Source organism: Gilliamella sp. GillExp13 (assembly GCF_001690815.1).
GTDB classification, from domain to species: Bacteria; Pseudomonadota; Gammaproteobacteria; order Enterobacterales; family Orbaceae; genus Gilliamella; species Gilliamella bombi.
Genome location: NZ_LZHJ01000108.1, coordinates 1 through 12,358, shown reverse-complemented (window position 1 = coordinate 12,358; position 12,358 = coordinate 1). Strand labels below are relative to the sequence as shown.

The window sequence follows — 12,358 nt, the reverse complement described above, 5'->3', positions numbered from 1 at the left end:
AAATGGCAAAATTTAAATTAGTCGCAGAACCAACGTTTAAGTGTAATGTCTTAATTCCTCGTGCAGGTCAAGAGGACGGGCAAATCGAACTAACCTTTAACCATTACTTAGCAGATAAACTCACTAAACTTGAAGATGAAGTTAAAGATAAACAAATTATCGATCTTGTCATGAAAATAGTTCAAGGCTGGAGCTTGGATGAAGAATTTAATCAAGAAAACATGCAAATCTTATTAAATAACTATCCTGCTGCTTGGCGTGCGATAACCGATACATACTATAAAGAAATGTTAGGTCAGCGCGAAAAAAACTAATTGAACTTGCCATTGCTCTATATACCCCTGAGCCGTCAAAAGATGAACTGGCGGCATTCGGTCTAACCGAAGATGATTACGCTGATGAGTATGTAGAGATATGGCAAGACAATTTAGACGCATTCAGATTGTTCAAGGCAATGTCCACTCAGTGGCGAACAGGTATGAGTGGGTTAATTGGTCTTGACTACAACTGCCTGCCATGGGTAATGAAAATTAACAATATTGCAGAAAGTGACACTATTTTTAACGATATTCAGACCATGGAAAGTGAAGCCCTGAAATTAATGCACAAATCCAAATAATTATTAGTTTAAAGGGTAATATTTGAAAAGTCACCTATCATTCATCAACAACAGTCAAACCACCTTCGGGTGGTTTTTTATTATCTGGAGAAAACTATGGCAGAAGAAATCACATCGCTAACGCTTAAGATTGATATGCAAAGCGTTGATGAAGCGAATAAAAGGCTAGACGTTTTTAGCAAAAAAGCGGAAGAAGCGGCATCGGCTACTGATGAGTTCGAAAACTCACAACAAACTATCAAAAGTTCATTATCTCGAACAGCTAAAGAAGTCGATGAGACGCATCGACGTATTGCTGAATATCGTAAAAGCCTTGCGGCAAATACAAACTCAGCTAAAAAATTTGCTGAATCTAGCGATAGATTATATGTTGGTTTTCGAAATCAAATTGACAGTTTAAAAGATGTTAATACCGCCTCAAAAGAGCTAGAAAAAATAAGTAGCAGCGTCAGCAAAGCGTTCAGAAACAACGAGCTTGACCTTGGTAACTACACGCAATTACTACGAGATGTTGCAACAAAGCAAAGAGAAGTGACGACCGCTGAAAATATCGCAACAAAAGCGAAAACTGATTTTTTAAACAAATTAAAAGCACAAGTAGCAGCTCAAAATTTATCTAAAGAGCAGTTATTGCGATATCAAGCTGCACAACTTGGGGTTAGCTCATCTGCTGATGTTTATATTCGAAAACTAACGCAAGCAACGAAAGAAACCCAAAAATTAGGCGCAGCATCTTTAGCTACTAAGCACCAGTTGGCTACAATGACAACACAGATGATGAGAGGTAATTTTTCTGGATTACAAACTTCAAGCATGTCTATGATCATGAAAAATGGCATAGGCAATACTTTTAGCACGCTGTTAACCTCGTTGAATCCCGTTAACATCGGGATTTCAGCAATGGTCGGATTGCTCGGTAGCATGATACCGAAGCTTTTTGAAACTGAAAGTGCTACAGATAAATTAGCAGCGGCGCAAGACCGCCTAAACAAAGTATTGAATACGGACAAGAGCACCGGACTTACTTTTTTGTCTGATGATATGGTGCGATTACTTAAAAAGGATCGCTCATTAGTTGAAGCGGCATTGAAATCTAGTGAAAAAGATTTAAAGACAACTATTTCAAATATAAAGAGTGAGTTGCAACACAGTTTTATTGATATAGAAGAATTTAAAAGAGAATATCGTACTCTTCAAGGAACCGACAGCCAATCTGGTTTAAAAGATGTCTTAAAACGAATTCAGCAAATTACTGAAAGTGGGCAAGATTTAAATACAATGCTAAAAGCTAACGACCGGGCAACATATGAATTCGTCAGTGGCATTCAGGGGAAAATTGAAAATTATGCTGAATATTTTGGTATAACAAAAGAACAAGCTCAAGATTTGCTTGTTGAGTTATCCAGCATACAATCAGAAACAGACTCAATTAAAGTAGAAGAAAAAATAAGCAATTTAATAAAGGAGTTGAGTAGGCTATATGTTACATCAGACAACAGTCCCGACAAGTTTAAATCTTTGATTGACGGGCTTCTTGAAATAGCAAATAAAGCAAGTGATGCAGCGTTTAAAGTTAAATTTTTAAAATCATTAACTAACGTAGGTAATGCTGCAGACCCAAGAAAAAGTCCGTTTTATCAGTACTCTCAAATGGCATTAACGCGAAGTCAGCGCAGAGATGCGGAACTTGCAGAGATGAGAGCTGCTGCAAAAAGAGCTAATGAAATATATAAGCCAGACGAGGATGGCTATGCAACTGACGATAAGATCAAAAAAGCAACACAAGCTATAATAGCAAGATACGCCGAAAAAACAAGCTCAGCAACCAATTTATTACGCACATCACAACAGCAAGAAATCAGCTTAAAAAGTCAGCTTCAAGCACTTCGGGAACAGAGCTTGACGGTTAACACAATCACATCGGAGCGCAAAAAGTACTTTGATTTACAAGCTCAGATTCAAACGCTAGAAAGTACTGGCAATAAAGCAAGAATGTCAGCGCATGAAAAGTATGTACTTGCGCATAAGGATGCTTTACTTGCTCAGTTTGCTAAAAATGCAGCTATCAGTGAAGAAATTGCACAATACGAAACAGCGACTAAAGCACTTCGTAAAATGCAAGAGTACACAACAAACTTATCTGCAAAATCTAAAGCTAGTGAAGCTACTTTTGGCATGACGTCAAAAAATGCGAATCGCTACAATGAAATGTCAGAGCTTGACGCTCAGCGTGATATTGCTTTAAAAGGTACGACAAATCCGAATGAAATAACAAAAATCACCGAGGAATATAACAAGGCAAAACAAGCGCTACAACAAAGCTGGCAGCAGGAAGACATTAATCAAACTGATTGGTTTGCAGGGCTAAAAGTGGGTATTAATGAATTTTCAGAGGCTTCACGAAACATGTTTGATGCGTTTCGTGATTTAGGACAACAAACCATGAGTTCTGTTAGTCACTCATTAACTGAATTTGTTACGACTGGGAAAATGAGCTTTAAAAGCCTTGCCAAATCAATTCTCACAAATATTATTGAGATTATCAATAAGTTACTAGTTGCTCAAACAATACAATCAGCCATGGGGTGGTTTGGAATGGCTAGCGCTGGTGCTGGTGCCGCAACAGGAGGGCTACAGCAAGCATACAGCGGCGGCTTAATTCGTGGATATGCAACTGGTGGGGATGTTGGATACAGCATTAAATCGTGTGGTTTCACAGGACGAGGCAACAAGTATGAACCAGCAGGTATTGTTCATAAAGGCGAATTCGTATTCACCAAAGAAGCGACAAAACGCCTTGGTGTTGGCAATCTTTACGCGCTGATGAACGACGCTCAAAGAGGATACGCAAGCGGTGGCGCAGTGAATTTAGGTCATGCTTCACCTATTGCTTTTACTCGTAAATCTAATAAATCATCAAGCGCTATAAATGTTAATACTAATGTAACGTTAAACATGGAGTCTAATAGCGAAGCAGGGAAGTCTAACGCAAGCGTTGATGCAAATTCTATCGAAAGTAAAGCTGCGGCAATAATTGATCGGCGCGTAAATGAAACGATAAAAAAACTTGTTTCGCCTGGTGGTGATTTATATAACTTAATGAGAGCAAGGTAATATGGCAATAGACGTATTTAAATGGAAAACAATGGGCAATCCGAAACATACAGATTCGTCAAACATTAACGAAGCTGGATTTGGTGACGGATATGTCCAGTTATCCAGTAATGGTATTAATAATACAAGTGAGACTTGGGACTTAACTTATACAGGATGCATCAATGAAATACAAGAAGTTCGTGATTTTTTGAGCTCGCATATTATAAAGTCGTTTTTGTGGAAAAACCCGTACGGCGAAGAAAAATTATATCGAGTTGTGAATAAATCAATCGAATCCGAATTTGTTTGCGACAGAGTTGTTTCACTATCATTTAAATTTACACAATCTTATGCACCTTGATTTTTGTTGCGCATAATAAATAAATTTCATACCATTAACCAAAATTACAAAAATTAATTTAGGGGAGTGGTATGAAAAAATTTTTATTAATTAGTTTGATTGGGTTTGTTTTGTCGGGGTGCGCTAGCGATATTAAGTATAATTATGTGCCAGAGGTTACTCAAAAAAGCTATCCTGATCTGAATGTGGTTACGACTACGTATATAGGTGATGACATGGTTCGTCAAGGCAATGTTAAAACAATGGATGTAATTTCGTTTCCAGTAGCAACTCAAGTTAATAATTATTGGTACTCTTATATCATTGATGCTGGTGATTACCCGAAGCTAGGTGAAGATAAAAAATATTTATTTTTTGCAGCAAGAAGTGTAAACGGGAATGCTATTGTGAAAAGTTTCAATGTTCCTGCGGTGCCGATAGGTATAAGAGTTAGTAAAGACTCATCTAAAAATGAAGTGTGCATATCTTTTGCAACAGGAACCGATTTTTGCGAATCCAATAAACAGTTTTCGTATAAAAAAGTTAGCGTGACTAGCCAAGACGGATTCCAGCAAACATTGATTTATAATGGTAAAGTTGGTAATAAAATTAATATAGGATATCGAGAATTTAATAACGATATGGCTCGTCCAGCTTTTTCTAATAACGCTGAGTATGATTTATCGCGTTCTGCGGTGATAAGATATAAAGGCGCCGTTATTGAAGTTCTACAAGCCACGAATCAACATATAAAATACAAAGTTATCAGTAACTTTAATACGCCAAACCGCTAAGTGTTCCCTGTATACACAGGGGTATACTGTGGTTAAATACAATCAAACCTAAAGCTCGCAAATGCGGGCTTTTTTTATATCTGGAGGAAATATGACGATAACCCAAGATTTGCAATCTCTTGAGGGGAGTCAGCTTATACAGCTAATAGAGGTGGATGGAACTAAGTTTGGGCTTGACGAAGTACTGAGATTTCATGCCCATAACATTTCACCTGATGGGTGGGCGTCATTTGCCGCTGAGAATTTACCATCAATAAAATGGCAAGGTAAAGAATATTTACCGTATCCATATGAGTTAAAAGACATTGAATTAAGTAGCACTGGCTCACAGCCAACACCAAGATTATCGGTTGGCAATATAGACGGTAGAGTAACTCGGCTTTGTATTGATTATGATGATTTGGTCCAAGCAAAAGTCAAAATCCACACGACAATGGCTAAGTACCTTGATGCGGATAATTGGCTTAATGGAAATCCTACCGCAGACCCTACTCAAGAGCGAGTTCAGTTATTTTTTATCAATAACAAGCGCGAAGAAACAAAAGCGACCGTTGAGTTTGAGCTGTGCTCACCTTTTGACATACAAAATCTTAAATTACCCACACGGCAAATAACAACGGTTTGTACTTGGTGTATGCGTGGGTGGTATAGAACGGGTACAGGGTGTGATTATGCAGGTAATAAGTATTTCACTAAAGATGGTATAGAGACTGACGATCCTGCTAAAGATCAATGCGGCGGATTATTAAAGGATTGTAAAGCTCGCCATGGCAATAATCCTCTCCCTTTTGGTGGTTTCCCTGCAGCAAACTTACAGGGTAAATAATATGAGACAAAAATTATTAGATGCAATAAAAAAACATGTTGACAGTGAATACCCTAACGAGGCGTGCGGACTAATTGTAGACACAGGGAAAACGCAAAAATATATACCGTGCAAAAACATATCAGATAATCCCAAGGAGCATTTTGTCATATCCCCTGATGAGCAATTAGAGGCGGAAAAACAGGGTGAAATCATCATGATTATTCATTCACATCCCGACGTAGTGTCACTTGTTCCCTCTGAGTTTGACCGTATTCAATGCGATTATTCGGGTGTTGAATGGGGAATTATGTCTGTTCCTGATGGCGATTTTTGCACAATATCACCGCGTGTAAATCGGGATTATACAGGGCGTCAATGGTTGTTGGGGTATGCTGATTGTTGGGCATTAATCATGGACTACTATAAACGTGAGCACAACATCTATCTAAAAAATTATTCTGTCGCTCACGAATGGTGGGAGAGTGGAGATGAAAATATTTACGATGACAACTGGCAGGAAGAAGGTTTTGTAGAAGTTGAGCTGAAGGACATGAAAATTGGTGACATCATTATGATGCGAATTGGCTCACAAGTCACAAACCATGCCGCTATTTATTTTGGTGACAATCTTATTCTACATCATCTGTACGGGCAATTATCATCAAGAACGCCATACGGTAAATATTTTAGAGATAGAACCGTTCGAATAGTACGACACAAGGAGTTATTTAATGCTGAGTAATGTAACGTTTAAAGGCGCAATGGCGAAACAATTTGGCAAAAATCATCAATACGATGTGCAAAATATTAAAGAATTATTGCGAGCATTATGTACAACGATAAAAGGCTTTGAAAAATACATGGGTTCAGCGCATTTGAACGGCGTTAAATTTGCCTTTTTTGTTGACGGCAAAAACATTGGTATTGATGAGTTTGATATTAATGCAAGTGGTAAAAATTACATGATCATGCCTGTAGCTCAAGGCTCTAAAAGTGGCGGAATGCTACAAATTATTATTGGTGCTATTGCGTTAGTGGCTGCATTTTTTACGGCAGGTGCGTCACTGGCGGCGTGGGGAGCAGCGATGGCTGCCACAACGGTTACTACAACATCGATTTTAACAGGAATCGGTATTAGCATGATGCTTGGCGGGGTTGTTCAATTGCTCACACCTCAGCCGAAATTTAACGCTGGCGGTTCATCAAGTACTGAAAATAAACCAAATTATGGGTTTGGCGCACCAGTTAACACCAATGCTGTAGGATACCCAGTCCCTGTTTTACTCGGTGAGCGAGAAATTGGCGGCGCGGTAATTAACGCTGGTATTTATTCAGAAGATCAACAATAGGTGAGTAAATTATGCATTTTATAGAGGGTCAAAAAGGCGGAGGTAAAAAACCGCACAAGCCGTATGAGCAACCGGACAACTTACTGTCAACCGCCAAACTTAAAGTGTTGCTTGCATTGAGCGAAGGGGAAATTCAGGGCGATCTTACCGAACAAAATATTTATATTGATAACACCCCGTTAGCTAACGCTGATGGTTCACGTAATTTTAATGGTGTTACTTGGGAGTTTCGTAATGGATCACAAACTCAAGACTATATTAAGGGTATACCTGAGATAAGTAATGAACTGCGGGCAAATTATATAGTAAAGGCTAATAAACCATGGGTGCGTTCATTTTCTAATTTGGATTTAGATGCCATTAGAATTAAATTGAGCGTACCAACGTTAGTTGAATATAAAGATAACGGCGATGCTGTGGGTACGGTGGTGAATTATACAATTGATTTATCAACAGACGGCAGTGCTTTTCAAACTGTTGTTAATGCTACATTTAATGGGAAAACGACATCTGAGTATCAAAGAGATCACCGCATTAACCTTCCTAGTGCCATAGACGGGTGGGCGATTCGTGTTAGGCGGTTAACGCCTGATTCTAAAAGCGGTAAATTAATGAATACTTTTGGCGTTTCTTCATATGCAGAAGTGATTGATAGTAAATTGCGATATCCAAATACCGCTTTGCTTTACATTGAGCTTGATGCTAGTCAGTTTAACGGGTCGGTACCTAAAATCAGTTGTAAACCCAAAGGGAAGCTCGTTCAGGTTCCAGACAATTACGATCCTGTTAGTCGAACATATTCGGGAGTTTGGCGGGGTGGCTTTAAAATGGCTTATACGAATAATCCCGCTTGGCTTGCTTATTATCTAATGCGTGATGAGATAGCAGGCATGGGATTACGGATTGATTCTACTATGATAGATAAATGGTCTATCTATCAACTAGGGCAATACTGCGATCAGATGGTATCTGATGGGAAGGGTGGCAAAGAGCCACGTTTTGCTTGTAATGAATATATACAAAGTCAAGAGGACGCTTACACAGTACTTAAAGACTTGGTGGCGTCATTTCGTGGGATAATTTTCTGGGGTAATGACCAGATTTGTTTAACGGCTGACATGCCACAAGACGAGCCTGACTTCATCTATCATCCATCAAATGTTATCGGTGATTTTGCTTATTCAGGAGGTTCATATAAAAATCGGTATACTTCGTGCTTAGTTGCTTATTCTGACCCTAATAATCATTATTGTGATGATGTCGAGGCGGTGTGGGATCATAATTTAATGCGTCGATACGATGTTAATGTAATGAAATTGACTGCTATAGGTTGCACATCACAATCAGAAGCCCAAAGAAGGGGACGTTGGGCATTACTTTCAAATGCGAAAGATGAGGTAATAACTTTTACTGTTGGATTAGATGGGTATATTCCTATGCCAGCTAGAATTATTGGCGTTGCCGACCCGTCCCGTTCTGGTAAAGAAAACGGTGGACGAATCCATGCGGTTTCTGGTCGAAAAATAACGCTAGATAGGGCTGTTGATTATGGCGCAGGCGATCGACTAGTAATTAACTTACCAGATGGTACAGCTCAAAGCAGAACCATTAAATCAATCAGTACCGATAAAAAAACGATTACGGTTTCAGTTAACTATAAAATTGAACCTGTGGCTGGTGCGGTTTGGTGTATAGATAGTGATAACATTGCAATTCAATATTTTAGAGTGACATCAATATCGGCAACTGAAAAAGGTCAGTTTACAATAACGGCTATTCAGCACGATCCTGATAAATTCAAATATATTGATGAGGGTATTCGGATTGAGTCAAAACCTATTACCGTTACTCCACCAAGTTCAATTTCTACCCCCAAAAATATTGTTATTTCCGAAAGCAGCTACATCTCTCAAGGATTGTCAATTGCCTCTTTAAATGCAACATGGGATACGGTGGAAGGAGCAACAAACTACGTTGCGCAATGGCGAAAAGATAATTCAGCTTGGATTAATGTTGGTCGTACAAACGGTACAAATTTTACAGTAGAGGGAGTTTATTCAGGTGTTTATGAGGTTCGTGTAAGAGCTGTTAATGCAATTGACGTATCTTCAACTTGGGCATACTCACAAGCGACTTCAATTAAAGGTAAAGTTGGCAAACCTGATAAGCCAATTGGCTTTACGGCTAGTGATGATGTTGTTTTTGGTATTGATTTAAAGTGGTCATTTCCTGACGGTGGCGGTGACACAAGTCATACTGAAATCCAATACTCTACTAATGAAAGTGAAGAAAAGGCACTACTGTTAAGCAATGTTACGCATCCAAGTTGCAGTTATTCACAAACAGGATTATCAATTGGTCAAGTGTTTTTCTATCGCGCTCGATTGATTGATAAGATCGGAAACGTTAGCGATTGGACAGAATGGGTTAGAGGAATTTCTAGCACAAATACTAACGATTTAACTGACCATATTTTTGATGAAATCAAAGAAACTGATGCTTGGAACTCATTAGTTGGAAAAGCTGATAACAATGCTATTTTAATTGATAAACAGGCTAATGAATTAGCAAATCAAAGTAAACGCATTGTAGAAAATGCATTATCTTCAATTAAAAACTCAAAATCAATTATTGAGAATGCATTAGCTAATGATGTGGATTCGAAAAAATGGCGTAATGAAGTAGGTAATGTTAGTGCAGAAATAAAAGAAACTAAAGCACTAATTGTATCAGAACATGAAGCTACGGCGATTGAGCTTACTGAAATATCTTCAACTTTGGATGGGGCTAAAGCTAATATTGATGAACTTAAGCAAACAACAATAAAACAAGGTGAAAAACTAAGTTTACAGTCTGACGCTATTAATTCATTAGGTGCAAGTTTAGATTTAACCAATAATAACGTTGACGCAGTCAATAAAAATGTTAAAGCAAATGCCAATGCAATTAACTCACTCAGCACTAAGGTTGAAAAACAAGGTGATGATATTGAATCTATTTCATCATCATTAAATCATTTGGATACGACAATAGATTCAGTTAATGCTCACAGCAGTGTAACATCATCAACTCAATCATTAGCGACAATCAAAAATGCACTTAATACTGATAACGAGTCAGTTGAACGTCGTAAAAATGACGGTAAAAACCAACAAGAAATTCATGTTGTTGCTGAGAATATGGTAAAACTTAGCGCAGGACTTGGGGATGCTAAAGGTGAAATAATTGATTTAAAGCAAGTTGTAATAAAACAAGGAGAGTCGCTTGAAACTCAAAGCAATACTTTAACCCAATTATCATCATCGATAGATGACGTCAATAATAGTGTTAAAAATAATGCTAGCTCTATTAACCAAATGAGCACAAAGGTAACGCAACAAGGCGAGAAAATCTCAGCTCAAGCGGATGCTATTAATTCAATCAATACGAATATTGGCGAGGTATCAGCTCAAGTTACTGACGTATCAAAAGCTGTTCAAGATACAAACGGGAAATTATCAGCATATAGGACAATGAAAGTTCAGGTTGATGATAAAGGGCAACAGTATATTGCAGGCATGACTATGGGGGTTGAAAACACTGATGAAGGTATTCAATCGAATGTTGTTTTCTTACAAGATCGTTTTTCAATTATGAATGCCGCAGGCGGTGACCCTCAAGTAATTTTCACTACTCACGGCAATCAAGTGATTATCAACGATACGGCTATTGGAAGAGGCTCAATAACAGATGCACACATTAAAGATGGATCAATAACTAATGCGAAAATCAGCAACATCATTCAGTCTGATAATTTTGTTGATGGTAAAAAAGGTTGGCAGTTATCTAAAGATACCGGAACTTTGAAGGCTGTCAACGCTGATATTTCTGGAAAATTACAAGCAACTTCTGGGCAATTAAACAATGTTGTGATTAATGAAAATTGCGAGATTAAAGGCACACTAAATGTTGCGCAAGTTAAAGGCAATATACTCTCAGCCAAAAACTACGTTCGTGATGTTCATTTGGGATTTGGATTTAATCCTCCGCTAAATTCGGTGCACATAATGACAGTTGAGGGGAATGGGTGTTGGCAAACGCTGTGTTTTGCAGGAACAACACGGATTGAATGCACAAATGGCAATGAATCTGAGGTAACGCTACAATTTTTATTTAACAATCAATTTTCTTTTAATATTAATCAATTCATTAATAACGGGAAAATAGATAATTTATGCGTGCCAGTTCCTCCGCTCCTACTTGGCAGTAGAATTAATATTCAATTAATTGGTGAGCGTAGTAAACATTCATTTGTGAGTCAATGTAAAGTCTCTTTTAATTCGCTAACTTTGTTAATGAACAACTCGAATGGTTTTCTTGATTAATTAACAATCCATCAGAACAAACCGCTCATGCAGCGGTTTTTTTATATTTAAAATTTAAGGAAAATTATGTGGTATACAACAGGTAAAATAAATGTAACAAAAAACAGTGATACAGTAACAGGCATTGGAACAAAATGGTCTAATCCGTTATCAGGTGTATCTGCCGGAGGAATGCTTATTCTGCAATCATCAAATCAAGTTGAAATATATGAAATTGCATCAGTTCAATCTGATACGAGATTAACATTAGCGGAAAATTATAACGGCGTAACAGCAAAAGATAAAACGTATAAAATCCCAACATCGCCATCAGTTTCTATTGAGCAATTTGCTTTAGAAATAGCATCATCGCTAGCGTATCATCAGCAACAGTTAGATGGTTGGCAAAAAATCTTAACTGGTTCAGGAGATGTTGAATTAATAGCGCCCGACGGGCAAAAAGTAATAATAAAATCACAAAAACAATTATCTAATTTAATAGATAACGCAGTTAAAAAATCAGGCGATGAAATGACGGGGCAATTACGTATGTCTGCTGAGTCAGCCGGCATTAAATTTAAATATGAAGAAAGTAATGACGAGTTTGTATTACGTACGCTGAGTAATAGCTTGTCATTTATTTTTTACGATGAGCAAATAGAAAAATGGTCAACAAAATTAGCATATATAACAGATAAAAAACAATGGTGTTTTCTAGATGTTGATGATGTCACAATTAACAATAAATCAGCACTAAAAGAAGGCGACGCAGTACAGTTGTTTGGTGATTTAGCGAATGCAAATATAAACGATCTAACGGGTTTAAGGGAAGGTGTTTATTTTCAAGGTCGAAACGTTCAGGCGACTACTGAAAACAACTATCCGGTCAACGAATCTGGGACATTACAAGTTTTAAAAAATGGCGCAGATGGTGCTGGCTGCTGTCAAATCTACACTGCTTACAGAAATGCTCGGCAGTTTATTAGAAACTATAGAGGCGGTACTAAAA

General features: G+C 37.8%; 10 protein-coding genes. All 10 read left to right on the top strand.

Annotated features, from left to right (window positions below; genetic code table 11):
* Window positions 1-2 precede the first annotated feature (2 nt).
* Complete coding sequence (locus A9G37_RS07815; RefSeq protein ID WP_065575161.1) at window positions 3-314, top strand: phage tail assembly chaperone; 312 nt, start codon at window positions 3-5, stop codon at window positions 312-314.
* The gene (locus A9G37_RS07810; RefSeq protein ID WP_218059348.1) at window positions 314-619 is read left to right on the top strand and encodes a DUF1799 domain-containing protein; all 306 of its coding nucleotides are present in this window, start codon (window positions 314-316) and stop codon (window positions 617-619) included. Before A9G37_RS07815 ends, A9G37_RS07810 begins: the two co-directional genes overlap by 1 nt.
* 96 nt (window positions 620-715) lie before the next feature.
* Window positions 716-3,733: a phage tail tape measure protein gene (locus tag A9G37_RS07805; RefSeq protein ID WP_065575159.1), complete on the top strand. Its 3,018-nt coding sequence runs from the start codon at window positions 716-718 to the stop codon at window positions 3,731-3,733.
* A 1-nt stretch (window position 3,734) separates the two neighbouring features.
* Window positions 3,735-4,076, top strand: a complete 342-nt coding sequence (locus A9G37_RS07800; protein WP_065575158.1) for a phage tail protein — start codon at window positions 3,735-3,737, stop codon at window positions 4,074-4,076.
* Window positions 4,077-4,147: 71 nt separating this feature from the next.
* Entirely contained in the window at window positions 4,148-4,849 is a 702-nt protein-coding gene (locus A9G37_RS07795; RefSeq protein ID WP_065575157.1) for a hypothetical protein, read from the top strand.
* A gap of 91 nt (window positions 4,850-4,940) precedes the next feature.
* Entirely contained in the window at window positions 4,941-5,675 is a 735-nt protein-coding gene (locus tag A9G37_RS07790) for a phage minor tail protein L (protein WP_065575156.1), read from the top strand.
* A gap of 1 nt (window position 5,676) precedes the next feature.
* Window positions 5,677-6,399, top strand: coding sequence for a C40 family peptidase (locus A9G37_RS07785; protein WP_065575155.1), 723 nt, complete (start codon window positions 5,677-5,679; stop codon window positions 6,397-6,399).
* Window positions 6,389-7,006 carry a tail assembly protein gene (locus A9G37_RS07780; RefSeq protein ID WP_065575154.1) on the top strand — a complete coding sequence of 206 codons (618 nt, stop codon included), beginning with the start codon at window positions 6,389-6,391 and terminating at the stop codon, window positions 7,004-7,006. The genes A9G37_RS07785 and A9G37_RS07780 overlap by 11 nt, the downstream gene beginning before the upstream one ends.
* An 11-nt stretch (window positions 7,007-7,017) precedes the next feature.
* Window positions 7,018-11,370: a TipJ family phage tail tip protein gene (gpJ, locus tag A9G37_RS07775; RefSeq protein WP_065575153.1), complete on the top strand. Its 4,353-nt coding sequence runs from the start codon at window positions 7,018-7,020 to the stop codon at window positions 11,368-11,370.
* 66 nt (window positions 11,371-11,436) lie between these two features.
* The coding region (locus tag A9G37_RS07770; protein ID WP_218059345.1) for a pyocin knob domain-containing protein at window positions 11,437-12,358 on the top strand (922 nt) is incomplete at its 3' end.